Origin of the sequence: Primorskyibacter flagellatus, from assembly GCF_048268605.1 — a bacterium.
In the GTDB taxonomy this organism is placed as follows: domain Bacteria; phylum Pseudomonadota; class Alphaproteobacteria; order Rhodobacterales; family Rhodobacteraceae; genus Primorskyibacter; species Primorskyibacter flagellatus.
On sequence record NZ_JBLWVF010000005.1, the window covers coordinates 50,803 to 77,750 of the forward strand.

28 protein-coding genes and 1 tRNA gene are annotated in these 26,948 nt (G+C 60.1%); 9 read left to right on the forward strand and 20 right to left on the reverse strand.

The window, feature by feature from the left end; genetic code table 11:
• Position 1: 1 nt before the first annotated feature.
• Entirely contained in the window at positions 2-1,135 is a 1,134-nt protein-coding gene (gene ctaA / locus ACN0WV_RS07815; RefSeq protein WP_417604847.1) for a heme A synthase, read from the reverse strand.
• Between the two features lie 91 nt (positions 1,136-1,226).
• On the reverse strand, positions 1,227-1,973 hold the full coding sequence (locus tag ACN0WV_RS07820) for an RNA methyltransferase (protein ID WP_417604848.1): 747 nt from the start codon (positions 1,971-1,973) through the stop codon (positions 1,227-1,229).
• A gap of 308 nt (positions 1,974-2,281) precedes the next feature.
• Here ACN0WV_RS07820 and ACN0WV_RS07825 point away from each other — a divergent pair, with 308 nt between their 5' ends.
• The gene (locus ACN0WV_RS07825; protein ID WP_417604849.1) at positions 2,282-2,902 is read left to right on the forward strand and encodes a thiamine phosphate synthase; all 621 of its coding nucleotides are present in this window, start codon (positions 2,282-2,284) and stop codon (positions 2,900-2,902) included.
• A 22-nt stretch (positions 2,903-2,924) separates the two neighbouring features.
• Here ACN0WV_RS07825 and olsA read toward each other — a convergent pair whose 3' ends face one another.
• From olsA to ACN0WV_RS07840, 3 genes are all read right to left on the reverse strand, one after another.
• Positions 2,925-3,776, reverse strand: a complete 852-nt coding sequence (gene olsA / locus ACN0WV_RS07830; protein ID WP_417604851.1) for a lyso-ornithine lipid O-acyltransferase — start codon at positions 3,774-3,776, stop codon at positions 2,925-2,927.
• Positions 3,773-4,543, reverse strand: a complete 771-nt coding sequence (gene olsB, locus ACN0WV_RS07835; RefSeq protein WP_084350083.1) for an L-ornithine N(alpha)-acyltransferase — start codon at positions 4,541-4,543, stop codon at positions 3,773-3,775. Before olsB ends, olsA begins: the two co-directional genes overlap by 4 nt.
• Positions 4,544-4,681: 138 nt before the next feature.
• Entirely contained in the window at positions 4,682-4,870 is a 189-nt protein-coding gene (locus ACN0WV_RS07840) for a DUF3553 domain-containing protein (RefSeq protein WP_084350084.1), read from the reverse strand.
• Between the two features lie 29 nt (positions 4,871-4,899).
• Here ACN0WV_RS07840 and ACN0WV_RS07845 point away from each other — a divergent pair, with 29 nt between their 5' ends.
• On the forward strand, positions 4,900-5,499 hold the full coding sequence (locus ACN0WV_RS07845; RefSeq protein ID WP_417604853.1) for a histidine phosphotransferase family protein: 600 nt from the start codon (positions 4,900-4,902) through the stop codon (positions 5,497-5,499).
• A 16-nt stretch (positions 5,500-5,515) separates the two neighbouring features.
• Here ACN0WV_RS07845 and ACN0WV_RS07850 read toward each other — a convergent pair whose 3' ends face one another.
• The 7 genes from ACN0WV_RS07850 to ACN0WV_RS07880 all read right to left on the reverse strand — a co-directional run bounded on the left by ACN0WV_RS07850 (position 5,516) and on the right by ACN0WV_RS07880 (position 11,856).
• Complete coding sequence (locus ACN0WV_RS07850) at positions 5,516-6,781, reverse strand: glutamate-5-semialdehyde dehydrogenase (protein ID WP_417604855.1); 1,266 nt, start codon at positions 6,779-6,781, stop codon at positions 5,516-5,518.
• A 62-nt stretch (positions 6,782-6,843) separates the two neighbouring features.
• On the reverse strand, positions 6,844-7,950 hold the full coding sequence (proB, locus tag ACN0WV_RS07855; protein WP_417604857.1) for a glutamate 5-kinase: 1,107 nt from the start codon (positions 7,948-7,950) through the stop codon (positions 6,844-6,846).
• Positions 7,938-8,975 (reverse strand): GTPase ObgE, encoded by a 1,038-nt coding sequence (gene obgE / locus ACN0WV_RS07860; RefSeq protein WP_417604859.1) that lies wholly within the window; start codon positions 8,973-8,975, stop codon positions 7,938-7,940. The genes proB and obgE overlap by 13 nt, the downstream gene beginning before the upstream one ends.
• A gap of 103 nt (positions 8,976-9,078) precedes the next feature.
• Entirely contained in the window at positions 9,079-9,624 is a 546-nt protein-coding gene (locus ACN0WV_RS07865) for a GNAT family N-acetyltransferase (RefSeq protein WP_417604861.1), read from the reverse strand.
• 294 nt (positions 9,625-9,918) lie between these two features.
• Positions 9,919-10,188, reverse strand: coding sequence for a 50S ribosomal protein L27 (gene rpmA, locus ACN0WV_RS07870; protein WP_084350090.1), 270 nt, complete (start codon positions 10,186-10,188; stop codon positions 9,919-9,921).
• Between the two features lie 13 nt (positions 10,189-10,201).
• Positions 10,202-10,831 carry a 50S ribosomal protein L21 gene (locus tag ACN0WV_RS07875; RefSeq protein WP_417604864.1) on the reverse strand — a complete coding sequence of 210 codons (630 nt, stop codon included), beginning with the start codon at positions 10,829-10,831 and terminating at the stop codon, positions 10,202-10,204.
• Between the two features lie 215 nt (positions 10,832-11,046).
• Complete coding sequence (locus ACN0WV_RS07880; RefSeq protein WP_417604865.1) at positions 11,047-11,856, reverse strand: DUF2059 domain-containing protein; 810 nt, start codon at positions 11,854-11,856, stop codon at positions 11,047-11,049.
• Positions 11,857-12,166: 310 nt separating this feature from the next.
• On the opposite strand from ACN0WV_RS07880, the gene ACN0WV_RS07885 reads away from it, so the two are divergent.
• The 7 genes from ACN0WV_RS07885 (at position 12,167) to ACN0WV_RS07915 (ending at position 19,890) form a co-directional block, all read left to right on the forward strand.
• Positions 12,167-12,256: transfer RNA gene (locus ACN0WV_RS07885), tRNA-Ser, on the forward strand.
• 940 nt (positions 12,257-13,196) lie between these two features.
• A complete protein-coding gene (locus ACN0WV_RS07890; RefSeq protein WP_417604867.1) occupies positions 13,197-14,003 on the forward strand; it encodes a sugar phosphate isomerase/epimerase family protein in 807 nt (268 codons plus the stop codon).
• Positions 14,004-14,423: 420 nt separating this feature from the next.
• A complete protein-coding gene (locus tag ACN0WV_RS07895; RefSeq protein ID WP_417604869.1) occupies positions 14,424-16,052 on the forward strand; it encodes an ABC transporter substrate-binding protein in 1,629 nt (542 codons plus the stop codon).
• An 84-nt stretch (positions 16,053-16,136) separates the two neighbouring features.
• Positions 16,137-17,057, forward strand: coding sequence for an ABC transporter permease (locus tag ACN0WV_RS07900; RefSeq protein ID WP_417604871.1), 921 nt, complete (start codon positions 16,137-16,139; stop codon positions 17,055-17,057).
• A complete protein-coding gene (locus ACN0WV_RS07905; RefSeq protein ID WP_417604873.1) occupies positions 17,050-17,925 on the forward strand; it encodes an ABC transporter permease in 876 nt (291 codons plus the stop codon). Before ACN0WV_RS07900 ends, ACN0WV_RS07905 begins: the two co-directional genes overlap by 8 nt.
• Before the next feature lies 1 nt (position 17,926).
• Positions 17,927-18,919 (forward strand): ABC transporter ATP-binding protein, encoded by a 993-nt coding sequence (locus ACN0WV_RS07910; protein ID WP_417604875.1) that lies wholly within the window; start codon positions 17,927-17,929, stop codon positions 18,917-18,919.
• The gene (locus ACN0WV_RS07915) at positions 18,916-19,890 is read left to right on the forward strand and encodes an ABC transporter ATP-binding protein (protein ID WP_417604877.1); all 975 of its coding nucleotides are present in this window, start codon (positions 18,916-18,918) and stop codon (positions 19,888-19,890) included. The genes ACN0WV_RS07910 and ACN0WV_RS07915 overlap by 4 nt, the downstream gene beginning before the upstream one ends.
• A gap of 165 nt (positions 19,891-20,055) precedes the next feature.
• On the opposite strand, the gene ACN0WV_RS07920 is transcribed toward ACN0WV_RS07915, so the two are convergent.
• The 8 genes from ACN0WV_RS07920 to ACN0WV_RS07955 all read right to left on the reverse strand — a co-directional run bounded on the left by ACN0WV_RS07920 (position 20,056) and on the right by ACN0WV_RS07955 (position 26,754).
• Complete coding sequence (locus tag ACN0WV_RS07920; protein ID WP_417604879.1) at positions 20,056-21,264, reverse strand: aspartate transaminase; 1,209 nt, start codon at positions 21,262-21,264, stop codon at positions 20,056-20,058.
• A gap of 79 nt (positions 21,265-21,343) precedes the next feature.
• Entirely contained in the window at positions 21,344-22,120 is a 777-nt protein-coding gene (locus ACN0WV_RS07925; RefSeq protein WP_417604881.1) for an SDR family oxidoreductase, read from the reverse strand.
• Positions 22,121-22,180: 60 nt separating this feature from the next.
• Entirely contained in the window at positions 22,181-22,954 is a 774-nt protein-coding gene (locus ACN0WV_RS07930) for a LamB/YcsF family protein (RefSeq protein WP_417604882.1), read from the reverse strand.
• Positions 22,951-23,346 carry an acetyl-CoA carboxylase biotin carboxyl carrier protein gene (locus ACN0WV_RS07935; RefSeq protein ID WP_417604884.1) on the reverse strand — a complete coding sequence of 132 codons (396 nt, stop codon included), beginning with the start codon at positions 23,344-23,346 and terminating at the stop codon, positions 22,951-22,953. Before ACN0WV_RS07935 ends, ACN0WV_RS07930 begins: the two co-directional genes overlap by 4 nt.
• A 1-nt stretch (position 23,347) precedes the next feature.
• The gene (locus tag ACN0WV_RS07940; RefSeq protein ID WP_417604886.1) at positions 23,348-24,316 is read right to left on the reverse strand and encodes a 5-oxoprolinase subunit C family protein; all 969 of its coding nucleotides are present in this window, start codon (positions 24,314-24,316) and stop codon (positions 23,348-23,350) included.
• Entirely contained in the window at positions 24,313-24,966 is a 654-nt protein-coding gene (pxpB, locus tag ACN0WV_RS07945; RefSeq protein ID WP_417604887.1) for a 5-oxoprolinase subunit PxpB, read from the reverse strand. Before pxpB ends, ACN0WV_RS07940 begins: the two co-directional genes overlap by 4 nt.
• Positions 24,959-26,332, reverse strand: a complete 1,374-nt coding sequence (gene accC / locus ACN0WV_RS07950) for an acetyl-CoA carboxylase biotin carboxylase subunit (RefSeq protein ID WP_417604888.1) — start codon at positions 26,330-26,332, stop codon at positions 24,959-24,961. The genes pxpB and accC overlap by 8 nt, the downstream gene beginning before the upstream one ends.
• Positions 26,329-26,754, reverse strand: coding sequence for an acetyl-CoA carboxylase biotin carboxyl carrier protein (locus tag ACN0WV_RS07955; protein WP_417604889.1), 426 nt, complete (start codon positions 26,752-26,754; stop codon positions 26,329-26,331). Before ACN0WV_RS07955 ends, accC begins: the two co-directional genes overlap by 4 nt.
• Positions 26,755-26,948 lie beyond the last annotated feature (194 nt).

Genomic DNA, 26,948 nt, shown 5'->3' on the forward strand with positions numbered 1-26,948 from the left:
GCTAGCCTCTCACGGATTGAGCATGGGGATATTGCGCGGCAAAGCGCGCCCGCAGGATCAGCACCCAGGCAAGGATCGCGCCCAACTGATGTAGAATGGCGAAATGCAGCGGCGCGGAATACATCACCGTGACGATGCCCAGCACCATTTGCAGCAGGATCATGGCGATCATCGCGTTGAAGGCAAAACGCGTGGTGCCATTGGGCGAACGGCGCGCCCTGAGCCTGACGACGATGGCGTAGACGACCAGCAGATAGCCCGCCATCCGGTGCATGAACTGCACCAGCCCGGCATCCTCGAAGAAATTCCGCCAGAGCGGTTCTATCTGGAACGGGTCCGGCGGGAAAAAGCCCCCGGCCATCAGCGGCCAGTCGATATAGTTGCGGCCCGCATCGATGCCCGCGACAAGTGCGCCCAGCAGGATTTGCAGAAAGGCCAGATGCATCAGGCCGGTGCCCATGCCGAACAGTTTGCGTTCGCGGGACCTTCGGGCCTGCATGAGGTCGCGCTCCTCGCGTGACAGCATCAGGATGTACCAGGTCAGAAAGCCAAGGATCACGAAGGCCAGCCCAAGGTGAATCGCCAAGCGGTAGCTGGCCACGCTCAACATCGAGCCTTCCAACCCGCTGGTCACCATCCACCAGCCGACAAAGCCCTGAAGCCCGCCCAACGCGCCCAGAAGCAACAGGCGCGGTGACCAGCCCGGCGGGATCTTCCGCGCCAGCAGAAAGCCGATGAACCCAAGTGCCCAAACCAGCCCGATCACCCGACCAAGCTGTCTATGCCCCCATTCCCACCAGTAGATCGCCTTGAATTCGGACAGGGTCATGTCCATGTTTTGCAATTCATATTGCGGGATTTTCTGATAAAGCTCGAACTCTGCTTGCCAATCTGCCTGCGTTATTGGCGGCAGTGCGCCGGTCACGGGCTTCCATTCGGTGATCGACAGGCCGCTATCCGTCAGACGGGTCAGCCCGCCCACGAGGATCATCGCCACGACCAGCGCGAAGATCAGCACCAGCCACAGCCTGACCGGCCCGCGCGCGCCGCGTTTGGCGCGGTCGATCACGCCGGTCTGCGGGACCGCCTTGTCGCGCGTCTCGACCTCTTCGAAGATGCTGCGTTTCTGGCTCATCAGGCTATTCTCCTTCGCGGGCCGCAAGGCGCCGGGTCAAGCCCGGCGCGGGTGTGCGCAGACATTAGGGCTACCCCCCCGTGGCTTCAAGTCAGTCGCCACGTTCCTTCCATCGGACCATCTGCCGCAGGATCCCGTGCAGCATCTGCACATCGGCGCGCGTCATCGGCATCCTGCTCCAGAGGTTGCGCAGGTTGATCTTCATGCTTTCGGCCTTGGCTTCGGGAAAGAAGAACCCGGCCGTGTCCAGGCGTTCCTCGTAGTGTTTTGCCAGCGCGTCCAGTTCCTTGCCATTGGCCCATTCGGACCCGCCCATGGCCATGTCCTCGGCCACGACATCAACCGTTTGGCGGCGCCATTCATAGGCGGTCAGCAGAACACATTGCGCAAGGTTCAGAGACGCGAAGTCCGGGTTCACGGGCACCGAGATAATGGCATTGGCCTGGGCGATATCGGCGTTTTCTAGCCCCGCGCGTTCCGGCCCGAACAGCACGGCGACCTTCTCGCCGCGTGCAATCCGGTCGCGGGCCTCTGCCATGGCACGTTCGGGGCTGAGCACAGGTTTCGTCAGCCCGCGCGGTCGCGCCGTCGTTGCCAGAACGTAGGTGCAATCGGCCACGGCCTCTGCCACAGTCCCCGCCACCTGTGCCTCGTCCAGCAACCGTCCGGCACCGGCCGACATGGCAGTCGCGTCGGGATTGGGCCATCCATCACGCGGCGCGACCAGCCGCATTCGGTCCAGCCCGAAATTCCACATCGCGCGCGCCGCGGCACCGATATTCTGACCCATTTGCGGGCGGACGAGCACAAAGGCAGGTTGGGGCGTCGCGGATGGCATGGGGTCTCCGGTATGGTTTCGCGGTTCCCGATACGCAAGCCGCCCCCGGACTGCAAGAGACGCGGGCGCGGATCACCATACCATGACTGGTTTTGCACTGCTTGAATGGCTGCAAACCATTTCGGACTCCGCCTCTGCCGCCGGATGCCTGCGATAATGAAACCATCCACGAGAGGCTGACACATATGGCCGTGGCCTTTGTCAGCTCCTTGTTCGACAAATAGGCCCGCCGCGCTGTGCAAACCCCCATGGTCAAGGGCAAAAACCCGCGCTATAGAAGGCGCTCGACAGCTTTGGGAGCCAAAATGATGGCCGAGACGGAAACGCCGCAAATCTATCTCATCACTCCGCCGGAATTCGAGCTGAGTACCTTTCCCGAGCTTTTGGGCCGTGTGCTGGACAGCGCCGAGATCGCCTGCATCCGCCTGGCCCTTGCCACACGGGACGAAGACCGGATTTGCCGCGCGGCCGACGCCGTGCGCGAAGTCGCCCATACCCGCGACATTGCGCTGGTGATCGAGGAGCACGTCCTGCTCGCACAGCGGATCGGGTTGGACGGGGTCCATTTGACCGACGGGTCACGCTCTGTGCGCAAAACCCGCAAGGATCTGGGTGCGGATTCGATTGTTGGCGCGTTTTGCGGACAGTCCCGCCATGACGGGCTGATTGCCGGTGAAGTTGGGGCCGATTACATCAGCTTCGGCCCGGTCGGAGACAGCCCCCTGGGCGACGGAACGCGCGCAGCAACAGAACTGTTCGAGTGGTGGTCCGAGGTCGTCGAAGTGCCGGTGGTTGCCGAGGGCGCGCTTGACGTGAAGACCGTGGCGGAACTTGCGGGCTATACGGACTTTTTTGGATTTGGCGAAGAGGTCTGGACAGCAGATGATCCGGTGAAGGCACTGTCCGACCTGATCGCGGCGATGGGGTAAGGCACCGACGCGCGAAACCTCGCTAGGATCGCTCTCTTAGCTTCTGATTTTCCAATGACTTCTTATGGCTTTCGCGCACCGAATCTTCTGTAGCGCGGGCCAAACTCTTGCGGTTCGGAAAATCGTCGACACGCAAAGGCGCATGGTAGATCAGTTCTATCCACCCCTGACGCCGCGCTGCCAGTGTCTTGAGCAGATGCGAGCCGAAATCCATATCGCCCCACCATCCATAGAAGCGCAGGCTTTCACCCTTCGGCGCATGATACACCAGCGTGACCGGCTGAACCCAGATCCTGTGCTTCAGGTGTTCGGAAAAGAACGCCGCGTAAAGCGTTGACTTGAATGGAAGAACGCGCAGCCCATCGGTCGAGGTTCCTTCGGGGAAGAACAGCAGCTTGTGCCCGGCCAGAAGTCTGTCCTCGAACAACCGGGTTTGCGCCCGCGCTTCTCGCGGATCACGCCGGATAAACACCGTTCCCGTCGCCCGCGCCAACCAGCCGATGCCGGGCCAGCCCGCGACTTCAGATTTCGAGACGAAATAGATATTCTTTCGCGAGTTGAGCAAGAAAATATCCAGCCAGGACGAATGGTTGGCGACGATTGCACCATGATGCTGCATCTGCTGGCCGCGCACCGTCAGCCGTAACCCCATCAACACCAGTGCCACCCGGCAAACGCTCTGAGTGACATAGGGCGTCCACGGGCGCTGTACCCCGTTCAGCGGCCTTTCGATCAGGCGCAACAACAGCAGCACACCCAACCCGCCGAACACCACCGTCCCGACCGCCAACCCCCGCAAGACAACACGAAGCCAGCCTGCCGGGCCAATGCGAACCGGCTCTTCCGGCTCATCTGCATCCCAGGTGCCGCTCATGCGTCGCTGCGTTGATAAAGCGATCTCTGCCGCTGATTCATCCGTGCAGTGTCCATCACCAGGCAGACATCGGTCGTATTGAACTGGGTATCGACAAAGACACCGTCCCCGACAAACCCACCCATCCGCAGATAGGCCTTTATCAAAGCGGGCGTCTCGACCATCGCACGGCGACGGTCGATCCTGTCCTCGGGCAGCAGATCCATCGGGTGATAGCTCCGCGCCCGCACCCGCAACTCAGGCGGGGCAAGATGGCGCGCCCGCAAAAGCGATAGAGGTTGCGCCAAGGCCTGCGGATCGGTGCCGTGAAAACTGGCCACGCCGAACAGGATCTCAATCCCGTGTTCTTGAACGTACTCCGCCAGCGCCCCCCACAGATGCACCATCGCCGTGCCTCCGCGGTGATCGGGATGAAGGCACGACCGCCCCAGTTCCAGCAAACGCCGCCCCGAGGCGCGCAGCGGCGCAAGATCATATTCATCCTCGGAATAGAACTGCCCAGCAGCTTTGGCCTGATCGCTTCGCAACACCCTGTAGACGCCGACGACAGATAAATCGGTGCCGGCCGGCGCGTGAGTATCAAGCAGAATCAGGTGATCGAAATAGGCATCGAAACGGTCACGCTCCAGCCCGGCAGCGTGGTCGACAAGCACACCGTCGCCGCCCAGTTCACGGATAAACACATCATAGCGAAGCCTTTGCGCCGCTGTGACCTCTGCCCGGCTTTGCGCCAGCCGCGCGACATATCGAGGGAGTTCTGAGTGCATTCCGTCCGGTTCTATTGTTGCGCTGAGCGAACACATTAATAAGACTGCCCGTTGCAAGATCGCAACCGTTTTGCCACTGGCAATTCAACCTTGGGGTGATCTAAGGTTGCGTTTACCATTCGTAAAGACTCCTATGTCCTAGTCGTCGGCATCAAACACCGGCACCAGACTCACGCGGGAACCTTCTATGACTTTCTTTCCGGCTTCGCGAAAATTCACGGTGATACGTCCGGCAATATTGGATTGCACCTGTCCCAGCCCCCAATCAGGGCAGTCTGGATGGCGCACAATCATTCCTGGCTCCAGAAAAGCGTTCAGGTCGTCCATGACGGCTCCTGTCGTGAGGGGGACCAATGATGCAGGGTAACGCGAACCTGGCAGAGTTGATAGGCTCTCGGATCTGTCATGACCTGATCAGCCCGATTGGCGCAATCCAGAATGGGTTGGAACTGATGTCGTTGACCGGCGAAATGGGACCCAACCCGGAGATGGACCTGATTTCGGAAAGCTGCGCGCATGCCAATGCCCGGATCCGGTTTTTCCGCGTTGCATTCGGATCCACCGGGGGCGGGCAATCGCTGAGTGCCGGCGAAGTGCAAAGCATCATCGCGGGCATGTTTCAGGGCGACCGGCTGAGCGCGACGTGGAATCCCCGCGACGCCACGCCCCGCGAAGAGGTGCAACTAGCGCTATTGGCCCTGCTTTGCATGGACAGGGCGTTAAGTCGCGGTGGAGAGGTCCGCATCGACTGCGATCAAGGCGAATGGCATCTGTCTGCAAGCGGTCCTCAGCTTCGTGTTGATCCCGAAATGTGGAAACTTCTGCGTAATGCCACCGGCGGGTCGGATGTCATGCCCGCCGATGTGCAGTTCCCGTTGCTTTCGGTGCGCGCAAGCGACCTTGGGCGCGATATCAACTGGCGCGAAAACAGCGAGACGCTGGATATCCGGTTCTGAGGACGGATCCGCGCAGTCAGTCGCGCAAAGTGCCATCGCCCGTCACGATATACTTGAAGCTTGTCAATTGCTCTGCGCCCACCGGACCGCGTGCATGCATCTTGCCGGTGGCAATACCGATCTCGGCACCCATGCCGAACTCTCCCCCGTCGGCGAACTGGGTTGAGGCATTGCGCATCAGAATGGCGCTGTCCAACCGCTCGAAAAACCGCTCCGCGGCGGCGTCATCCTCGGTGATGATGCAATCGGTGTGGTTGGAGCCATATTGCCGGATATGGGCAATCGCTGCATCAATATCCGGTACGACCCGCGCAGCAATATCCATATCCAGATACTCGCGCCCCCAATCGTCGGTCGAGGCCGCCTGCGTGCCTTCGATGGTCTGAAGCGTCTCATCCGCATGCACGCGAACGCCTGCGTCGATCAAGGCGCGAATGACGCCCTGGCCCACCGTGTCCAAAGCCTCTTGATGGATCAGCACACATTCGGCGGCACCACAAATTCCGGTGCGCCGCGTCTTGGCGTTCAGGACAATGTTCAGCGTCTTGACCGGATCGGCGTCCTTGTCGATGAAAATATGCACAATGCCTTCAAGATGGGCGAAAACCGGCACGCGTGCCTCGCGCTGGACCAGCCCGACAAGGCCCTTGCCACCACGCGGCACGATCACGTCGATCGTGTCTGTCATCGTCAACATTTCGCTCACGGCGGCACGGTCGCGGGTGGGCACAAGCTGGATCGCATCTTCGGGCAGACCCGCTATGCGCAAACCTTCGACCAGACAGGCATGGATCGCCTGTGAGGAATGAAAGCTTTCAGAGCCGCCGCGCAGGATCACCGCATTTCCGGCCTTGAGACAAAGCGCGCCTGCATCCGCTGTCACATTGGGCCGCGATTCGTAGATTACACCAACGACGCCCAGCGGTGTCCGGATGCGCTTGATATGCAGGCCCGAGGGTTGGTCCCATTCTGTCATCACCGCGCCAACGGGATCATCCTGCGCCGCCACGGCGCGCAATCCGTCGCAAATCCCCTTGATACGCTCATCGGTCAGCGAAAGCCGGTCCATCATCGCATTGGTCAGACCCTTTTCCCGGCCGAATTCCAGATCCTTGGCATTCGCGGCGACGATGACGGCCCGCGCGGCCCACACGGCATCGGCGGCAGCCTCAAGCGCTCGAGCTTTGGCCGACGGGTCGGCATAGGCCAACTTTGCGGCGGCCGCTTTGGCACGTTCACCGATCTCGGCCATGACGGCGGGAATGTTGTCGAGGTCTTTCATGGGTCAACCTTTCGCATGGGGCCGGGCGGAAACGGCCGCGGACAGTATAACAGACGACGCGCTCATAGCGCCATATCATCGCGGTGGATCAGTGCGGCCCGGCCGGGATAGCCCAGCAATGCCTCGATCTCGTCACTGCGATGGCCGGAAATCACGCGCGCCTCTGCGGCGGTATAGCGCGACAGTCCCTGCCCCAGAGTACGGCCGGACAGATCACTGATCTGCACCGGATCACCACGCCCGAATGTGCCGGAAACTTCGGTGACACCCGCAGGCAGCAGACTGTTGCCCTGTCCGAGGGCGCGCGCGGCCCCCTCATCCAGAACCAGCGTTCCGCGCGGTTTCATCGCCGCAATCCAGCGTTTGCGCGCGGCGTGCGGATCCAGCAATGGGGTAAACCAGGTCGCGGGCGCGCCGTCCTCCAGCGCGCGCAGCGGATGCAGCACAAAGCCATCGGCGATGGCCATGGCACAGCCAGACGCCGTCGCGGTTTTGGCCGCCATCAGCTTTGTCTTCATGCCGCCCTTGGAAAGGCCCGAACCGGCATCGCCTGCCATGGCCTCGATCTCTGGCGTGATCGTGTCGATGACATCGTATCGGCACGCGGTCGCGTCCGTTGCCGGGTTGGCCGAGTAGAACCCATCGACATCCGACAACAGGATCAACTGGTCCGCCCCCACCGTGACCGCGACCTGAGCGGCCAGCCGGTCATTGTCACCATAGCGGATCTCATCCGTGGCCACGGTGTCGTTCTCGTTGACGATCGGCACCACGCCGAAGCCGACCAGCGTCTCCAGTGTGGCGCGGGAATTGAGGTAGCGACGGCGGTTGGCGCTGTCCTCCAGCGTGACCAGCACCTGCGCGGTGGTGATGTCATGCGGGGTCAGCGCCTCTTCGTAAGCGCGGGCCAGGCGGATCTGGCCAACTGCGGCGGCGGCCTGGCTTTGCTCTAACGCGAGAACCGTCTCGGGCAGGCGCAGCACACCGCGCCCCAAAGCGATGGACCCCGAAGACACAAGGATCACATCCGTCCCGCGCGCCTTGATCCGGGCCACATCCGCGGCCAGCGCGTGCAGCCATTCGGATCGTAATGCACCTGTGGACCGGTCGACCAAAAGGGCCGATCCGATCTTGACGACAAGCCGCTTCGCCTGACTTAGGGACGCCACGCTTCCGTCTCCTGCTGGGGGCCTTTCTGGCGGATGCGGTCCTCGGAAATCTGTGCCCGCACGGCGCGCAGAACCTCTGGCAAGCCTTCACCGGACACGCCGGACATCAGCATAACGGGTCCGCCCACCACGGCTTCCAGCTCTTCTTTCAGGAAGGCACGTTCTTCGTCGTCCAGCGCGTCGATCTTGTTGAGCGCGGTCACGCGCGGTTTGTCCGCAAGTGCAGCACCGTAGGCTTCAAGTTCGTCGATAATTGTCCGGTAATCCACCATGGGGTCGCCCGATGTGCCATCGACCAGATGCAAAAGCACAGAGCATCGTTCGACATGGCCAAGGAACAGGTCACCCAGCCCCCTGCCCTCATGCGCGCCTTCGATCAGGCCGGGAATATCGGCCATCACGAATTCCGCGCCATCAATGCCGACAACGCCAAGATTGGGATGCAGCGTGGTAAAGGGATAGTCTGCAATCTTCGGCCGCGCATTCGAGGTGGCGGCCAGAAAGGTGGATTTTCCTGCATTGGGAAGGCCCAGCAGGCCCGCATCCGCGATCAGTTTCAGCCGCAGCCAGAGCGTGCGTTCCACACCCTCCTGCCCCGGATTGGCACGGCGCGGTGCCTGGTTGGTGGAGGTCTTGAAATTCAGGTTGCCCCAGCCGCCATTGCCGCCCTTGGCAAGCAGAACGCGCTGGCCAAGCTCGGTCATGTCGGCGATTACCGTTTCTTCGTCCTCATCGAGGATTTCGGTCCCCACAGGCACCCGCAGCACGATGTCTTCGCCCGTTTTGCCGGTGCGCTGCTGGCCCATGCCGTGCTGACCGTTATCGGCGAACCAATGCTGCTGGTAGCGAAAGTCAATCAGCGTGTTCAGCCCATCGACCGCTTCGGCCCAGACGTTGCCGCCATTGCCGCCGTCGCCACCATCGGGACCGCCGAATTCGATATATTTCTCACGGCGGAAGCTGACTGCGCCGCCCCCGCCCGAGCCCGAGCGGATGTAGACTTTGCACAGATCTAGGAATTTCATCGGAGCCCCCGGAGGTTTTGCCTGTCAGGCGTTACTGTGTCTGGCGTCAAGGCTCAAGCCCCGAGGTGGTGTGCGGCGCTTGACCCAGCGCCGCAAAAGCGGCCTAGCCGCGCAGTTTCTTGATGTAGGTCCAGGTCGGAACCGTGGCGTTGCGCGCGACACAGAAAACTTCTGCGTCACCGATATATTCAAAGCCGCAATTGGTCAGCACCCGCGCCGAAGCGGGATTGTCCTGAAACACGCTTGCGAACATCGTCTCATTCTCCAGCGGATTCGCTGCGACCAAGGTCTCTACCGCCTCGGACGCATGGCCGGTGTTCCAGTAGGCAGGCGCAATCCAATAGCCGACTTCGGATTGGTTGCGGTCCATCTTCTCAAGCGAGATGATCCCCATCACTTCCGGCCCCTGGATTTTCGTCCCGTCGATCACCCAGACGTCCTCATCACGCACCGGTGCTTGTGCCCGTTCGATGAAAGCCTCAACAGTGCCCGGCGGCAACGGATGCGGGATAGAGGCGGTCATCTGCGCGACGCGTTCGTCCCCTGCATGCAGTTCGATCAGGCCAATATCGCTTTTGCGCAACGGGCGCAGGTCAAAGCGGTCGGCTTGAACAACCGCTTGCGGGTTGATCTTCTGGTCAAGGCTCATCGGGTTCCTCCCTAAAAGAGCGTATGGCTGTTGCCGCATATAACGGACACAGGATTATGGTTGCCCGGCGCACTACGGCCGCCGTCGATGGGCTTGTCGCGCCACGTTCCAGACATTTCAGCCGGATGAGAAAACCTGCGTAACCTATCCTGATAGATGGCGATTGGTGCTTTGGCTTGCAAGACGTGCCTCCGCAGATCGTCTGATCTGCCACGTCCGCCAAAGTTATGAAATAAGAAAAAGGGACCGGCCCCGAAGCCGATCCCCCAAATTGTGTCTCACCAATGGGTCGGCTTATTCAGCGGCCTCCGCCACTGGCAGAACCGAAATAAAGGTGCGGCCCTTGAGGCCCTTGTGGAACGTCACCTTGCCTTCTTCGGTGGCAAAGATCGTGTGGTCGCGGCCAAGGCCGACGCCCTCACCCGGCCACCACTTCGTGCCGCGCTGGCGGCAGATGATGTTTCCGGGGATTGCATGCTGCCCACCGTAGAGCTTTACGCCCAGACGGCGGCCGGCAGAGTCGCGACCGTTGCGGGAGGAACCGCCTGCTTTTTTATGTGCCATCTTTCAGCTCTCCTTACTTCGATGCCAGATCTTTGGCCTGAGCGATCCAGCCTTCACGCTCGATCCGGCCCTTGAACGACAGTTTCTCGTCCATCTCGGTGACGTCTGGCTCGGTCCAGGCTGCGATCTGGGCGAATGTTGTCACGCCGTTTTCATGCAGTCTTTTTTCCAGCGCGGGGCCGACGCCCGACAGTTTTTTCAGGTCGTCACCGCCAGCGGCTGCGGCTTTCGGCGCGGATTTCTTAGCGGCGGCCTTTTTCGGTGTGGCAACGGCCACGCCTGCGACTGAACCGGCACCTACGGCGGCCTTCACACCGGATGCATCCGCGCCAGAGGCAAGAATGTCGGTAATCCGCAGCAGCGTCAGTTGCTGACGGTGGCCCTTGGTGCGCTTGGAGCTGTGCTTCCGGCGGCGCTTGACGAAGTTGATGACCTTGTCACCCTTGATCTGGTCGATCACGTCGGCCTGCACGGCAGCATCGGCCACCAGAGGTGCACCGACAACGGGGCTGTCGCCACCAACCATCAGAATCTCGTTGAACTGGATCTTGTCTCCAGCATCGGCAGCCAGCTTTTCCACCCGAAGCACATCGCCCGACTGTACTTTGTATTGCTTGCCGCCGGTTTTCAGAACCGCGAACATTTCGGTCTTCCTTGTCTCTTCCGCGTCCTGTGGCCCCGGCCCTGCCGGTGTTCATGGGCCTGCGCCCGCCTCGAACTGCGTGCCCCTTTGCGGGACAACGTTAATAAAAACACGACAGCGGAGCCAAAAGCCCCGCCGAACATGTCGGGCGCTTATCGTGAACCGCCCCCCGATTGTCAAGCTTTCAAACTGGCTTTTTGACGGATGTCCCGCGCCTACAGGTCCTGACCTTGCATCTGGCGCGCGGCAGCCAGTCCAAGTGCATATGAAATATCACCGTACATATCGTCAAACCCGGCAAACAGCGCCCGGTTCATGGCCGCCCCAGCCTCGGTTCGCGATAACGCGGTATAGTCCTCGATGACCTCCGGCTCCAGCGGGCCGTACGCCATCAAAAGATACCCGTAAAGCCATTCGCGCGTATCAACGCGGGTTTCTTCCTCCTGTGCCCAGACATCCGAAACAATCTCGTCTTCGGACATGCCGACCGCGCCGCCCTCGGCCAACCCACGATAGAACTGATAGCTGGAATTCAACGCGCCGACGACATTGGCCTCGATCAGATCGTTGACCTCGACAAATTCGTCGAGCAACCGCAGGCGATCATCGTCACTGCCATCAAGATTACGAAACGCGGCGCGGGCCTGCTCTTCGACATCCTCATCGACCAGGGCCCGCCTGGCACTGATTTCCAGCCTGACGATGCGCTGGCCTTGTGTGGTGCGAAAAAACGCAAGCAGCGGATCCAGATCGGTATCCGCCAACGTTTCACGGAACCCTTCGCGGACCGAGGCTTCCATCTTTTCGACTGAATAGATCCGCTGAACCGTTGCGTTCCAGCTTGGGCTTGGACCGCCGGGGATCAAATCCTCGGCCAGTTCCGCTCCATAATCAACCCCCTCGTCCTGCATCACCGCGATCACCTCGGGGATACCAAGCGCATCCAGCAACTCGTCTGCCTGGCTGCTTGCGGCAGGCAGTGCCATGAATATAAGGGGCAGTGCCAGAATTTGACGAAGAAACATGATGGGCATCCATTGTAGCGGTTCAGAACGTCAATTAGTCCCTTGACGCGCGATTTCCAAGCCGTGCCGCATCGCCGACGAGGACTGCGGCAGTTATACTGTTCGATTTACCGGCTGCACAATTGGTGGTCGTCGGTTGGAAAATCGTATTGCCGCGCGTCACGGTCTTCCGGTTCCGCATGTTGCGCCCGACCGATGAGCCTGATCCCGAACACAGATGCCGCACAAAGATTTCATGCCTCAATCAGTGACTTTTGCGGTTGCACCCCACCGCCAGAGCCGCTAAATGCCTCCTCCACCAGACCCCCGCGGAGAGGTGCCGGAGTGGTCGAACGGGGCGGTCTCGAAAACCGTTGAGGGTGCAAGCCTTCCCAGGGTTCGAATCCCTGTCTCTCCGCCAAGATATCAGATTAAGGCGCTGTCAGTGTTAAATAATTTAGCGAACCCCTAAAGCGCATCCCCCACTACATCCCCCAGATTGACAGCGCATGCTCCGGAATACCTTGGAACTCGGCGGCCAACGCACATCGCAACGTCACTCATCAACATGAGAATGGTGAAACCTAACAAAAGCTAACATTGAATGACAGTTTCTTTCGCGGCCACATCAGCCACCGAACACTCGAGCGCTGGCGTTGGGTCCAGGAGGGCCGGCGATACCTGAAGATCGGCGGCCGGGTCGTGTATAGACTATCCGACGTCGAGGCATTTGAACGCCACGTTCAAACCTTTCCTGACGAGCTACTGGCCGAAGGCTGAGCAACCAACCCCGCGCCGCCCAAGACTCCGACATCACGAAAAAGGCAATCTTACGAAGCATTTCGATTGAACACGACATGACTCCCCGCTAGCGTTCAGCTAGCACAAAAAATGGGCGCGCATATTAATCAAACGCGCCGAGTCGGGAGTGCGAAGTGGATAGTGACAAATCGGATCTTCGTTGGGGAGTCGCTCAGCGCCTCGAGTTCATCGATTTCCGATTGTTCTGAGCTAGATACGACAGCCGCCTGCATTTCGTGCAGGGATGTAACGCAAAGCCGACGCTGCCGAATGGGCTTCCAGCACATTGTATCGCCGACTAACTTCGGCAGGCGCGCGTCCGCCATACAGGTTAGCTATGGCGACATGCCGTGATTGTATTTTCCAAGCGCGCCGGCAAACTTCATGATCCGGTCAGCACGGCGCGCATCTGGTTTGCGCGCCGCCAGACGGCCCCGTTTTGGCCGTCTTGTCGATCGGGATGCTCTTCATCTTCAAACCTAAACCGCCGCGCCTGTGCGTGGTGTGAACCCTTGTCGCGCACCCGTCGCGGCGCAGAAAACAGAAAGCCCATTCGCCCCATGAAACTAGCTGCAGTCACCAACGAAGTCGCTCCGCTGACCGCCCCTGGAACGCTCGATACGATCCTGAAAGCCGCCGTTGATCATGGTATCACCATTTTCGAAGCCCGCACCGTTGAGGCAAAGCGCTTTCCCCTACTGACGGGTCAGGCGTGGGACGTGCTGAAAGGCGCGAAGGATAAATACGGCATCACCTATTCCGCCGCCTCTGCCGGTAACTTCATCGGTATGGAGGTCGGCAGTGATATGGTTGATCTGCACAAGGGCGGTCTATGGGACATGAGCATGGATATGGCGGAAAAGCTGTCGACAAACACGCTGATTACCTTTGCCCCCCAACGCAGCGCCAACGCCAACACTGCCGAGTTGAACCAAGTGGTCGATTTGCTGGGCGAAGTTGTCGACAGCGCTGCCGCCCGTGGCATCAACGTCCAGCTTGAAAACCTGCCGGGCACTTGGGCCGACACCAGCGATGCCTGCCTTGCCCTGCTCGAGGCTGTGAACCGCGACAGCTTTGGCTATGTCTGGGACACTGGCAACCTGTATGAAGCGGAAAACGAAACATTCGAGGCCGGATTTGAAAAGCTCAAACCCTTCATCCGCAACGTGCACCTGAAAGACGGCCAGATCATTGATGGCAAGATGACGTGGCAGCATTACGGGACCGGTGTAACCAACGTGAAGGGCCAGATCGATGCGTTGAAGGCCATCGGCTACGACGGCACGCTGGCATTGGAAGCCGCGCGGATCCCGCATATCGAAGGCGACTTCGAGGCATCTTTGGGCTATCTGCGCACAATCCTGTAGCGCAATTTCATCCCTGCTAGGGGATGACTATAACCGATCAAAGTGGCAGGGGATTCCCTGCCACTTTTTTATTGCCGGACCCGATTTCAGTCGAAAGAACAGGTCCGTGCATCGTCGGAATTTCCCGAATAAGTTCGCGCGGAGCCTACATTTTCAGCGAAACCGTTGCCCCTCACAGCGTCCATAACTTTGCGGACGACACAGGGCGACGGTGCGACAAGCCCTTAAAAAAATTGGAAATACAGCTTCAAAACGCCGCTTTAAGCGGCAATCCAACGGCGCACATTGGCTTTGGCTATGTCGTCAGTTGGCTTTGCTATTATACAAATCCATCCGCCTCCCTGCACAGTGATCCCACAATAATTCGAACCCGACACCACCCGGTTCAAAAGAAAAACGACCACCAAACAGGGAACGCTTATGACCTATACTTTGAAAACTCTCACCCGTCGCACCGGCAAGGCCGTGAAAGCCGCATTGCTGGCCGGCACCATCCTGAGCTCCACCATGACTGGGGCGGCGCAGGCACAAGAAACCGTTGTTGTCGCCGTCAGCCCACTCGGCGCGGATTCCAACCTGTACTGGACCACAACAGGCGCCTTCATTCTGCCGTCGCTGCAGACGCTGGTCGGGCAAGATCCTGAAACGGGCAAGTATGACAACAGCCAACTGGCCGAAGGCTGGGAGCACAACGAAGACTTCACCTCGTGGACGTTCCGCCTGCACCCCGAAGCCAAATTCAACGGCGACTGGGGCCCCGTGACATCCGCAGATGTGGTCCACAGCTTTAACCTGCACATCGGCGACGATGCCAAACTGAGCGGTATCAGCGCCTTCCGCGAAATCGAAGTCACTGCCGTTGATGATCAAACCGTCCAGTTTGACCTTCCATCACCTGAGCCGAACTTCCTGTTCTCCCACGCAGGTCGCGGATCGCTGGCGATTTACAGCAAGGCGCAGTTCGACGCCGAAGGCATCGAAGGATATGAAACCGCCCCCGCAGGTTCTGGCCCGTTCCAATACGAAGGCCGCGAAACCGGTCAGTCGGTCACATTCAGCACCATTCAGGGCCACTGGAGCGGTGTCAGCGCCGACTATGACGCGATTGAATTTCGCTGGGTGAGCGAGCCGTCCACCCGTCTTGCCATGCTCTCTGCCGGAGAGGCGCATGCCGTCACCTTGCCCCGCGACCTGCAAGACGATGCAGCCGAGGCCGGTCAGACCATTCTGGCGTCCAGCGAAGGCGCGATGCAGACTTCGATGTTGTTCACCGGTCAGTTTTTGAACCCTGAAGGCGAAGAAAACCGCGATGCCCGCACCTATGCCTGGGCTGACCAGCGGGTCCGCGAGGCGATGAACCGCGCGTTGGACCGTGACGCAATCCTTGAAGCGCTCTATGGTCCCGAGGTCCGGAAACTTTCCGTCTTCACAATGGATCCGCGTTTCACCGGATATTCCGAAGAACTGGAAGAACGGTTCGACGAAGCCTACGGATACGACCCTGAGCGTGTGGCGGAACTTTTGGAAGACGCAGGCTACCCTGATGCTTTCGACAATCCGAAAATCCCGCTTGTGGTGACGAGCCTTGCTGGCAACCCCGAGTTCGCGCAAATGGCCGAACTTGTGCAGGCCTATTTCGACATCGCCGGTATCCAAACCGAAATGCGCGAACAGGACTGGGCGACGGGCAACACCGCAATCCGCGGCTTCTCGGCTGACTTCGTGACGCCGATGCGCAATGCGCCTGTCCGGCCCAGCGCCCTCGGGGTCCAGATCTACTTTACGTCACTGGCCAGTCCGCACCTTGATCTTGGTGATCCGGACATCAACGCACTGGGCGCCGCTTTGGTCGAGGAAACTGATCCAGAGCAGCGTGACGCGACCCTGAACGAGATGTTTACACGCATCTTTGACAGCTATGCCCACCTGCCGATGGCGACAGTTCCTGCCGCTGTGGCCGTGAACAGCGATCTTGTCGAAGGCTGGACCTTCCCGGGTTCGACATCTTCGGGCCTCAGCCATTTCGAACTGATCGAACTCTCGGATTGATCGACCTGACTTAACTCTCGTCGGCGCATCAGGACGGGGCGGTTCCTCCCGGCCCCGTCCTGATTGCACGTAAGGAAACACATAATGCTGCGCTATGTCTTGCTCAGGGTCTCGTCGAGCCTCTTTGCACTTTTGATCATTACGATGATCGTCTTCTCTCTTTCACAGCTTTCGGGCAGTCCGGTGGATGCACTTCTGCCGGATGACGCCACACAGGAACAGATCGACCTTTTCATCAGTGAATGGGGTCTGGATCAGCCCTTGTGGAAGCAATACGTCACCTTCCTTGGCAACGCGGTTCAAGGCGATTTCGGGGTCTCCCTCAAATGGCCGGGCGAAAGTGCGATGGGCTTTGTGATGGACCGTATGCCTGCGACCCTAAAGCTGGGCGGGTTGTCGATCCTGATCACCCTTGTCATCGCCCTGCCTCTAGGCATCGCCGCTGCAGTCTACAAAGGATCGCTGATCGACATATTCGCGCAGGGCTTTGCGCTGATGGGGCAGTCGATGCCGAATTTCTGGCTTGGCATCGTGCTGATCTGGGTCTTCTCGGTCTGGCTCGGCTGGTTGCCGACCTCTGGTATCGGGACGTTTGCACATCTGGTGCTTCCGGCGATTGCCATCGCATGGTTCCAGATTTCGGCACTCGCGCGGCTGACCCGCTCTGCCATGCTCGAGGTGCTGGACGCCGAATATATTAAACTGGCCCGCGTCAAAGGGGCGTCGGAATGGGCGGTCGTGTTCAAACACGCGCTGCGCAATGCGGCGGTGGTGCCGCTGACCTACTTCGGCATTCTTGCAGCGTCGATCCTGACGGGATCGGTCGTCATTGAATCGGTCTATTCCTACCCCGGAATGGGCTGGGTCGCGATCGAGGCGATCCGTGGCCGCGACTTCCCCGTCGTGCAGGCCGTGATCATCGCCTACGCCGTTATTTACATGCTCTCCAACCTTCTCGTCGACTTGCTCTACGTCGTCGTCAACCCGAGAATCCGACATGGTTGAGGTTACAACACCAACGCGCACAGGCCCCAGTATCTGGCGGCAGCTGCGCGACCTTCCACTGCTGCCAATGATCGTATTGCTGACAGTGTTCATCATTCCGGCCTTCTTCGCCGATTTTATTGCCCTGCACGACCCCTACATCCCCAACTTGCGGCAGCGCTTGCAGCCGCCTGTCGGCTTCGGGGGCACTTGGGAATACCCGTTCGGCACTGACAGATTGGGCCGTGATATCTACAGCCGGATCGTGCATGGCGCATGGTATGTGCTTGCGGTTTCGATGATCGGGATCGCGGTCGGCGTGGTTGTCGGCACGACGCTAGGCCTGATCGCCGGGTATGTGCGCGGCTGGTTTGACGGGCTCGTCATGCGTCTGGTCGATATCTCACTGGCCCTGCCTGCGATGCTTTTGGCGCTGGCGCTGGCCGCTGCCATTGGTGCAAGCTTTCTGTCCGTGGTGATCGTGGTCGGCTTCGCACTTTGGGCTTATTTTGCGCGGCAAGTGCGGGCCGAAGTGCTGTTGCTGCGCAATGCCGATTTCGTGGCAAGGTCACGGGTGGCGGGGTCATCACACACCCGTATCCTGTTCCGCCACATCCTGCCCAATGTCACCAACACCATCGTGGTGCTTGCCACCTTGCAGGTCGGCATCGCGATTATGCTGGACGCGTCGCTCAGCTTTCTGGGTATCGGTATCCCGCGCCCAACACCGACATGGGGGCTGCTTGTTTCAGACGGGCGCGACTTCATCGCCACCGATTGGTGGATCGCCTTCTTCCCCGGCCTTGCCATCATGCTGACCGTGCTTTCGGTCAATATGATCGGCGACTGGCTTCGTGACACCCTCGACCCAAGACTAAGGCAGGTTTGATATGAACACCCAAGACACAGGCCCCCTGCTCGACGTCAGGAACCTCAGGGTCGAACTGACCACCAAAGCCGGAAGCTTCTTTCCGGTCAACGATCACAGCTTTTCGGTTCAGGCCGGAGAGACGCTGGGAATTGTCGGTGAATCCGGATCTGGCAAATCGATTACCGCCATGTCGCTGATGCGGCTGCTGCCCAAACATGAGGCGAAAATCCGCGGCGGCAGTGTTAAGCTGGACGGACGCGAGCTAATGACCCTGAGCGAGAAGGAAATGCGTCATGTGCGCGGGGCGGACATCTCGATGATCCTGCAAGATCCGCAAACCTCGCTCAATCCAGCGTTCACTGTTGGCAGCCAGATCGGCGAGGCCCTGAAGCTGCACAGCGATGCCCCCCGCAAGACCCTGCGCGAGCGTACCGTCGACGCGCTGCGGCGGGTCAAGGTTGCCGCCCCAGAACATCGGGTCGACAACTACCCCGGCGAGATGAGCGGCGGTATGCGGCAACGTGTTGTCGGTGCCATCGCCATTTCCTGCCGTCCTAAGGTCATCATCGCAGATGAACCGACCACGTCGTTGGATGTGACGGTGCAGGCGCAGTACCTGCGGCTGCTTAAGCAGTTGCAGGAAGACACCGGCATGGCGATCTTGTTCATCACCCACGACTTCGGCATCGTCGCCAACCTGTGTCACCGCGTGATCGTGATGTATGCTGGCCGGATCGTTGAATCCGGTCCGGTTGCGAAGATCTTTGCCAATCCGGCGCACCCCTATACCGAGGCGCTAATTGCCGCCGTGCCGAGCTTGCACGGGCAAGAAGGGCGTTTGACCACCATCCCCGGTCAGCCCCCTGCCCCAACCGACAAAATCACCGGCTGCCCCTTCGCCCCGCGTTGCGCCTATGCCGATGACAAATGCCGCGCAGAAGCGCCACCAACCGTCGCCGCAGACCCCTCTGGCGACCACACAACCAGCTGCTGGAGGGCCGTGCCCGCATGACCGATACACCCATTCTTGAGGCGCGTAACCTGTCAAAACACTACACAGTCAGCGCTGGTATGTTCACCACCGAAACCTGCACGGTGCGCGCCGTTGAAAACCTGAATTTTCAGATCGCCAAGGGCGAGACCCTAGCATTGGTCGGGGAATCCGGGTGCGGCAAGACCACGACAACGCGTCTGTTGTTGCGCCTACAAAACCCGACCAACGGGGCCATCCGTTTTAACGGCGATGATATCAATCAACTGTCCGCGGGCGGACTGCGCCACTACCGCTCAAAGGTGCAGGCCGTGTTTCAGGACCCGTGGTCGTCGATCAATCCACGGGTCCGCATCCGTGATTTCGTTGCCGAACCGCTGATCGTGAACGAAACGCTGACAGCCGGAGAGGTCGACCGGCGCGTACATGAGGCCCTCGATGCAGTCGGCTTGGGCCCCGCCCACGCCCGCAAATACCCGCACGAATTTTCTGGCGGCCAACGTCAGCGGATCGCCATCGCAAGCGCGATGGTGTCGCGGCCTGACTTGGTGGTGTTGGATGAACCCGTGTCGGGGCTAGATGTCTCGATCCGCTCGCAGATCATTAATCTTCTAAAGGATATGCAGGCCGAATATGGCGTCAGCTTTCTGCTGGTGGCACATGATCTGGCAACAACCCGTTACCTCGCCGATAGGGTCGCGGTAATGTATCTGGGATCAATCGTGGAAATGGGCGAAACTGACGCCGTGTTCGACGCGCCCAACCACCCCTATACAGAGGCGCTTTTGTCCGCAGCCCTGCCCAGCACACCTGGCACCAAACGAGACGAGATCATCTTGGGGGGCGAAGTGCCCTCGCCCATGTCGCCGCCCGATGGCTGTGCCTTCCACCCGCGCTGCCACCGCAAGATTGGCGAGATTTGCCAGACCGCCGCGCCTCAGTTGTCGGTGCAACCTGACGGGCGCTGTGTCGGGTGCCACCTGTATACCTGACACTGTTCTACACAAAACAACGTCAAAAGGCAGGCCTGTCGGGTCCGCCGTTTTGTGTTTATGGCACGTCAGCCGCGCGACTTGCGTCACACCGCGCATAAAAAAAGGCGCCAGACGCTGCGATGCAGGGTCCGACGCCTCAGGTTGGTGCCGTAAGGGGAGAGTTTACGACAGGTTCGCGACCGCTTTGGCGATTTTATCGCAAGCGGCCTCAATGACATCCATCGACGTTGCGGTGGAGATACGGAAATACGGCTCTAGCCCATATGCGCCGCCATGAACCGAAGCCACGCCAGCCTGTTCCAGCAGATAGAGAACGAAATCGAGATCGTTTTCGATTGTGTCGCCCTCTGATGTGGTCCTGCCAATGACACCCGCGCAGCTAGGGTAGAGGTAGAACGCGCCATCAGGCAGCGTGCAGCTGAGGCCGTCGATGCCATTGATCAGCGCATAAGCGCGGTCGCGGCGTTCTTTGTATACCTCGACCGTTTTTCCCACGGCCTCTTGCGGCCCCGTCAGCGCAGCGGCGGCAGCGGCCTGGCTGATGGACGATGGGCAAGACGACATCTGCGATTGCAGCTTGTTGATCGCATCGATCAGGAATTTCGGCCCAACCGCATAGCCGATCCGCCAGCCGGTCATCGCATAGGATTTGGACACACCATTCACCACAAGGGCCTGTTCCGCCAGTTCGGGTGCAACGCCCAGAATGCTTTCGGTTTTGAAGTCCGCGTACCAGATCCGGTCATAGATTTCGTCGCACATTACCAGCACATGGGGGTGGCGCTTCACCACCGCTGCCAAGGCCCGCAAATCGTCGCCATTATAGGCCGCACCTGTCGGGTTGGACGGAGAGTTCAAGATCACCCAGCGGGTTCTCGGCGTGATCGCTGCCTCAAGCGCCTCTGGTGTCAGCTTGAACCCGACGTCTTCGCCGCATTCGACGATGACAGGCTTGCCGCCATTGGCGATGACCATATCGGGATAGGACACCCAATACGGCGCAGGCACAATGACTTCGGTGCCTTCTTCGACCGTGGCCATCATCGCGACAAACAGGATTTGCTTGGCGCCGCCGCCTACGCAAATCTGGTCAAGCCCGCACTCAATCCCCAGACGGGTGGAAAAGTCGTGCTGCACGCCTTTGCGCAGCTCTTCGGTGCCATTGACGGCGGTATATTTGGTGTCACCCTCGGTGATCGCTTGAATGCCGACCTGCTTGATATCTTCGGGGGTGTCGAAATCCGGCTCACCCACGGTCAGGTTTAGGATCTCGCGGCCCTGTGCCTTGAGGTCGCGCACTTTTTGTGCGGCAGCGACGCTCGGTGACACGCGGATCGAGGTTACGCGGTTGGCTAGTTTTTGGGTTGTCACGGTTATCTCTCCTGAGACGTCAGTTTTATTGTTTGAGGTGGCCCCGCCCGATTGGTAGGCGGGGCCGAGCGCGCAGGCGCTATTTGTTTCCGGTCAGGATAACCTCGTCACCGACGCGCCTAGCGGTGCGCAGGCCACCGGGCACCTGAAGGATCGGAAGCAGTTCGATCATGCCGATGTTGACGTATTTCGGCGTGCCGATCGCATAATCGACGGCATCGGCAATGTCGGACACCTGCGGCATCTCGAAGCCTTCGAAGTATTTCGCCTTGGCCTCTTCCGGGCTGATCTTTTCGACGTTCGCAAAGATATCGGTTTCGACCCGACCGGGGCTGATTTCGGTCACGCGCACGCGGCGGCCAAAGGCATCGACGCGCAGTTGGCGGGAAACGGTGTGCATAGCTGCTTTTGTTGCGTGATAGGCGATGTGACCGCCGAATTCGTAATGGGCCGCCATCGATGTGATGTTGAGGATATGACCGTTGTCGCGCTCCATCATGCCAGGCAACAACAGGCGTGCGAGATGCAGACAGGCGCGCAGGTTAACGTCGATCTGTTCGTCGATGTCGAAAGCTTCAGATTGCAACAGGCTGCCCGGGCGGGACACACCTGCGCAGTTGACCAGAATGTCGATCTCAAGCGGTTCCAGCTCTTTTGTGACGGCGTCCAGATCGGTCACATCGATCGCGTGGGCAATGATATTGTCGTATTCCGCCGCCAGTTCGTTCAGCTTTTCAGCGCTACGGGCGAAGGCGTGAACCGTCAGACCTTTTTGCGCAAGACGCTCGGCAATACCGCGCCCCATTCCGCCAGAGGCACCGGTCACGAGGGCTGTTTTGTAGTCAGAGAAAGGCATTCTTTTGTTCCTGTCCTATTAGGTTGTTCCAGTCCGACGGATTTGCCGAGGCCGTTGTTCTTATTGAGCGTTGTGTTGCGCACTCAGCGAGGTGATGTCCCCGCCGTTTGCGGTAATGTCGTGGCGCAGGCGCTTTGCGAGGGTCACAGCGCCGGGGGTGTCGGAATGCACCAAGACCGATTGCACCGGCATCGCGATTTGCTCGCCCGTGACGCAGGTCAGTGTTTGATCCCGCAGCACCCCCAAAACGCGTTTCACGACTTCGGCTTCGTCTTTGATCACCGCGCCGAACTCACCGCGCGGGGCGAGTTGGCCGTTGGGCAGATATCCGCGGTCTGCCAAAAAAAGGCGGACAACGCTGCCGCCACAGTCCAAGGCTGCGGTTTCCAGCGCACTGCCCGGCAGCACGAGGAACGCAATCTCGGGGTCGAAATCCATGGTCGCTTTGGCCACGGCCTCTGCGATCGCCGGATCAGCACTTGCCAGATTTCCTAATGCGCCGTGTGGATTCATATGTGTGATGCGATGCCCTGCACGGCGGGCAAAGGCGGCAAGCGCGCCGATCTGATACAGCACATGGGCTTCTAGTTCGGGCAGCGGAATATCCATCTTGCGACGGCCAAACCCCATGCGGTCCGGAAAGCTGACATGCGCGCCAAGATCAACGCCGTGATCCTTCGCCAACCCAACCGTGCGATCCATAATCAGCGGGTCACCCGCGTGATAACCGCAGGCCACATTGGCCGAACTGATCTGCGCCATCAACGCCTCGTCATCGGCCAGAGTATAGGGGCCGTAACCTTCGCCCATGTCGGAATTGATGTCGATTTTCATGTGTCGGCCTCCATTTTGAACAACGGGTCGCCGTAACCGATGGTCTGGCCCTGTCGCGGGCCATCACCGATCAGGACGCCACACTTGGGGGCAGTCACCTGCACCCGCGCACCATCAAGTTCGACGTAGCCCAACACCTGACCCGCGCTGATGTGGTCACCGTCCAAAACAGCGGCCAACCCATCATCTGCCCCGCAGGCAACAAAGCGACCCAAGGCGGGGCTTTTGACAGCTATCTGCGCCGCTTTTTCGACCGGCGCAGCAGCCATGACAGGCGCGTCCAGCGCCACACCTAGCGTCAGGACCTCTCCGCCACATTCGACCTCAAGCCGTGTGGTGCCGGTGCGGCGCATCGCCTCGATCAGGCGCGATTTGTCTGTGTCGCTAAACATCTTAATTCCACGTTTTCTGTAGGTGGCGGGTTTTGGTGATGGCGCGGCGCGCTTCGTCCAACATCGCGATATCTGCGGTTTCAGCGTCGCGCGTTTGCTTCATATCTATGCAGACAAAACGCAAAGTATCGCCCGGCCGCGCCTGTGCGATACGCCACAAGTCCGGCTCGATCACGCAGGCAATTTTGGGATAGCCGCCCATGGTCGCGGAATCGGCAAGCTGGATGATCGGCTGCCCGCCACTGGGGACCTGAACGATGCCCGGCGCAATCCCGTGGGAGCGCAACTCGCCCTGTGCCTCGCGGTGCAATTCGGGCCCCTCCAGACGGAAGCCCTGACGGTTGCTGGCTGGGGTGACCGAGTAAGGCTGGCCGAAGAAGGCATTAATCGACGCCTCCGAGAACTCTAGCGTTTCGCTTGAGGGAAGGACCCGCAAAATGATGTCTGCCGTCCCGTCTTCGCGCAGCACAGGCAGCGCGTAGCTGATCGGGGACATGCGGGCGCAGGGGGTCGCACCACTTAGGCAGTCGCCAGCCGCAAGCACACGGCCTTCAAAGCCGCCGAACCCTTCGCGCAACTGGGTGCTGCGCGATCCCAGAACCTCAGGCACATCGATGCCGCCGGGAAGGCTAAGATAGACCCGCGCCCCGTCCCGCATGGCACCAAGGGACAATTCCTGTCCGGCTTTTGCTGACCCCGCCCAACAGCGCGGCAGGACCACGCCGTCCAGCGTTGCGCCGCAAGCCGCGCCGACCAGCGAAAACACTGTATCCTGCGCAAAGATAAACCGTGCAGGCGTCAGCGGAATTTCCAGCGCAGCCGCGCTTTCGCCATTTCCCAGCAGCAGGTTCGCCACCCGCAACGCAAGCAGGTCCATCGCGCCTGCGCGGCCAAGGCCCTGCTGCCAATGACCGACGCGGCCCAAATCTTGCACCGTGGCCAATGGCGGTATCGACACAACCTCAATCATGCGATCACCTCCGTAGGGATGAACCGGATAGCATCACCCGGTTCCAGCAAAGCAGCGGGTTCTTTGAAAGGGTCGAAAAAGCTCACGTCCGCAGAGGCCACGGTGTTCCACCCACTTGGCCCCGCCGACGCCGAAATCCCCGTCTGCAAGCCCGCAACCGACAGCGACCCGCCTGGCAGGCTTTGCAACGGCACCTTGCGGCGCGGTGTTTCAAGCCGCGGATCAAGCCCGCCAAGGTAGCAGTATCCAGCGTGGCTGCCGACGGCGAAAACGGTGTAATCGGGCGCCGTGTGGCGGCGCACGACCTCGTCCACGCTGAGGCCAGTCAAATCGCAAACGTCTTGCAAATGCGGCCCGCCTGCCCCGCCATAGACGATCTCAATCTCGAGGATTTTGTCGGTCAGGTCTTTCTGACGCCCTTCGGCCCAAAGGGCATCCAGCTCACGCTTTAGATCGTCCAGATCGGTCGGTACGCGATCAAAACGCAACGTCAGATTGGTCATACCAGGCACCGCTTCGGCCACGTCATCACGGGCACTCGCCGCATCCGCCAAGGCCCAGAACCGCCGCTGGTGATCCAGATCAAAGGGGCAATCGGCCTGATAGATAAAAGAGCGGCTGCCGATGGGGAAAAGACCTGCTTCAGGCATCTGCAGTCTCCTTTTTGGAAAGCCACTGTTCGAAATGGTGGATCGAGATGCCGCCCGCGACAAACCCGTCTTCGGCCAAAAGGGCGCTGTGCAATGGCGCGTTGGATTTCACGCCCTCAATGCGCAGTTCCGCCAGCGCGGTCTGCGCCCGCGCCAAAGCCTCGTCACGGGTTGCGCCATAGGTGATGACCTTGGCGATCATGGAATCGTAATGCGCCGACACCTCGGCCCCTGCGACCATGTGGGTGTCGACACGCACCCCCGGTCCCCCGGGCACATGCAGCGCGGTCACCCGTCCGGGGCTGGGGGCGAAGGTGTCAGGGTCTTCGGCGTTAATCCGGCATTCAATCGCATGGCCCGTTGTGGTGATCTGGTCCTGCGTCACAGGCAGTTTCCCGCCGCGCGCCATGTCGATTTGCAGGGCCACGATGTCCAGCCCCGTCACCAGTTCGGTCACGGGATGTTCCACTTGAATTCGGGTGTTCATCTCAATGAAATAGAACTGGCCATCCTCATACAAAAACTCAAACGTGCCAGCGCCGACATAGCCGATCTCGCGGCACGACGCGGCGCAGCGTTCGCCCACTTCGGCGATCAGCGCGCGGTCAATTCCTGGTGCCGGAGCCTCTTCGATCAGTTTCTGGTGCCGCCGCTGCATCGAGCAATCGCGATCCCCCAGCCAGATTGCCTGTCCGTGGGCGTCTGCGATAATCTGGATCTCCACATGACGCGGCTTTTGCAGGAACTTTTCCATGTAGATGTCGGGGTTGCCGAAGAACCGCGCGGCCTCTTGTGCGGTCAGCATGCTGGCCTCGGCCAGCTCCTCGGCTGCGCGCACAATCCGCATGCCGCGCCCGCCACCGCCACCGGCGGCCTTCAGGATCACGGGATACCCGATTTCTTCGGCGATGGCTTTGACGGCCTCGGGGTCTTTGGGAAGAGTGTTGTCAGGGCCGGGTACACAGGGCACACCGGCGGCGATCATCGCGGCCTTGGCCTGCACCTTGTCGCCCATGCGGCGCATGACGTCTGCGTTCGGGCCGATCAAAACCATGCCCGCTTTGGCCACAGCCTCTGCAAAGGCAGCGTTTTCGGACAGGAACCCGTAACCGGGATGCACAAAATCGGCGTCCAGTAGCTGTGCTGCCTGAATAACCGCAGGGATATTGAGATAGCTTTTGGCAGCCGCAGCAGGGCCGATACAGATCGCGTCATCAGCCAGATCCAGATAGGGCGCGCCGCGGTCCGCTTCGGAAAAACCGCAGACCACGCGCAGGCCCAGCCTGCGACAGGCGCGAATGATCCGCAGTGCGATTTCACCACGGTTGGCAACGAACACGGTTTGCACAGGGGAATGGTCACTCATGGTTGCACCTTCAAAAGCGTTGCGTCCGCCTCGACCGAGGCGCCGTCTTCGATACAAATTTTAGCCACGGTGCCGTCCTGATCTGCGACAATGGCCGACATCACCTTCATGGCCTCAATCACGCAGACGGTTTGGCCTTTGGTGACCTGCGCCCCAACGGTGACGAAGGGGGCTGCATCGGGCGCTTCCGCGAGATGGCAGATCCCGCCAAGAGGGGCCGAAATCGTCACTAGACCAGCCGTCTCTTCCAAATCGAGCGCGTGAGCCGCGACCGGATCAATCGCGGCAACCGCGCCCTGCACCGCAGGCACATCGCGCTGCAGCGTGATCCGGTGGCCGGTCTCGACATAAGTGTATTCATTCAAATCATTACGCGCTGCCCATTCCATGGAGGATATCAAGGATTCGACTGTTATCGACATCTGCGAACCGGTTCCTTTTGATGGGATCGACTGTGTTGGGTCGAGGTTAGCATTGGTCCGGACTAATGATGTCAGAGCGGTTTGAAATGACCCGCCCTCAGGTGCATATCAATCTGTGATCATGCCAGACCCAACCGATGTTATCCGCCGACTGACCGATTTGATATCCTGCGCGCATCCGGGCACCGGGCCCG

What these genes read in the sequence shown, in the direction of transcription:
- ACN0WV_RS07880 (WP_417604865.1), bottom strand. Translation starts at nt 11,856, where the DNA reads ATGTTTCTTCGTCAAATTCTGGCACTGCCCCTTATATTCATGGCACTG.
- pxpB (WP_417604887.1), bottom strand. Translation starts at nt 24,966, where the DNA reads ATGCCTGAAGCAGGTCTTTTCCCCATCGGCAGCCGCTCTTTTATCTAT.
- ACN0WV_RS07910 (WP_417604875.1), top strand. Translation starts at nt 17,927, where the DNA reads ATGAACACCCAAGACACAGGCCCCCTGCTCGACGTCAGGAACCTCAGG.
- ACN0WV_RS07915 (WP_417604877.1), top strand. Translation starts at nt 18,916, where the DNA reads ATGACCGATACACCCATTCTTGAGGCGCGTAACCTGTCAAAACACTAC.
- ACN0WV_RS07825 (WP_417604849.1), top strand. Translation starts at nt 2,282, where the DNA reads ATGGCCGAGACGGAAACGCCGCAAATCTATCTCATCACTCCGCCGGAA.
- ACN0WV_RS07895 (WP_417604869.1), top strand. Translation starts at nt 14,424, where the DNA reads ATGACCTATACTTTGAAAACTCTCACCCGTCGCACCGGCAAGGCCGTG.
- olsA (WP_417604851.1), bottom strand. Translation starts at nt 3,776, where the DNA reads ATGAGCGGCACCTGGGATGCAGATGAGCCGGAAGAGCCGGTTCGCATT.
- ACN0WV_RS07955 (WP_417604889.1), bottom strand. Translation starts at nt 26,754, where the DNA reads ATGTCGATAACAGTCGAATCCTTGATATCCTCCATGGAATGGGCAGCG.
- obgE (WP_417604859.1), bottom strand. Translation starts at nt 8,975, where the DNA reads ATGAAATTCCTAGATCTGTGCAAAGTCTACATCCGCTCGGGCTCGGGC.
- ACN0WV_RS07900 (WP_417604871.1), top strand. Translation starts at nt 16,137, where the DNA reads ATGCTGCGCTATGTCTTGCTCAGGGTCTCGTCGAGCCTCTTTGCACTT.
- ctaA (WP_417604847.1), bottom strand. Translation starts at nt 1,135, where the DNA reads ATGAGCCAGAAACGCAGCATCTTCGAAGAGGTCGAGACGCGCGACAAG.
- ACN0WV_RS07930 (WP_417604882.1), bottom strand. Translation starts at nt 22,954, where the DNA reads ATGAAAATCGACATCAATTCCGACATGGGCGAAGGTTACGGCCCCTAT.
- olsB (WP_084350083.1), bottom strand. Translation starts at nt 4,543, where the DNA reads ATGCACTCAGAACTCCCTCGATATGTCGCGCGGCTGGCGCAAAGCCGG.
- ACN0WV_RS07905 (WP_417604873.1), top strand. Translation starts at nt 17,050, where the DNA reads ATGGTTGAGGTTACAACACCAACGCGCACAGGCCCCAGTATCTGGCGG.
- ACN0WV_RS07925 (WP_417604881.1), bottom strand. Translation starts at nt 22,120, where the DNA reads ATGCCTTTCTCTGACTACAAAACAGCCCTCGTGACCGGTGCCTCTGGC.
- ACN0WV_RS07890 (WP_417604867.1), top strand. Translation starts at nt 13,197, where the DNA reads ATGAAACTAGCTGCAGTCACCAACGAAGTCGCTCCGCTGACCGCCCCT.
- ACN0WV_RS07875 (WP_417604864.1), bottom strand. Translation starts at nt 10,831, where the DNA reads ATGTTCGCGGTTCTGAAAACCGGCGGCAAGCAATACAAAGTACAGTCG.
- ACN0WV_RS07865 (WP_417604861.1), bottom strand. Translation starts at nt 9,624, where the DNA reads ATGAGCCTTGACCAGAAGATCAACCCGCAAGCGGTTGTTCAAGCCGAC.
- rpmA (WP_084350090.1), bottom strand. Translation starts at nt 10,188, where the DNA reads ATGGCACATAAAAAAGCAGGCGGTTCCTCCCGCAACGGTCGCGACTCT.
- ACN0WV_RS07845 (WP_417604853.1), top strand. Translation starts at nt 4,900, where the DNA reads ATGCAGGGTAACGCGAACCTGGCAGAGTTGATAGGCTCTCGGATCTGT.
- accC (WP_417604888.1), bottom strand. Translation starts at nt 26,332, where the DNA reads ATGAGTGACCATTCCCCTGTGCAAACCGTGTTCGTTGCCAACCGTGGT.
- ACN0WV_RS07935 (WP_417604884.1), bottom strand. Translation starts at nt 23,346, where the DNA reads ATGTTTAGCGACACAGACAAATCGCGCCTGATCGAGGCGATGCGCCGC.
- ACN0WV_RS07940 (WP_417604886.1), bottom strand. Translation starts at nt 24,316, where the DNA reads ATGATTGAGGTTGTGTCGATACCGCCATTGGCCACGGTGCAAGATTTG.
- ACN0WV_RS07820 (WP_417604848.1), bottom strand. Translation starts at nt 1,973, where the DNA reads ATGCCATCCGCGACGCCCCAACCTGCCTTTGTGCTCGTCCGCCCGCAA.
- ACN0WV_RS07850 (WP_417604855.1), bottom strand. Translation starts at nt 6,781, where the DNA reads ATGAAAGACCTCGACAACATTCCCGCCGTCATGGCCGAGATCGGTGAA.
- ACN0WV_RS07840 (WP_084350084.1), bottom strand. Translation starts at nt 4,870, where the DNA reads ATGGACGACCTGAACGCTTTTCTGGAGCCAGGAATGATTGTGCGCCAT.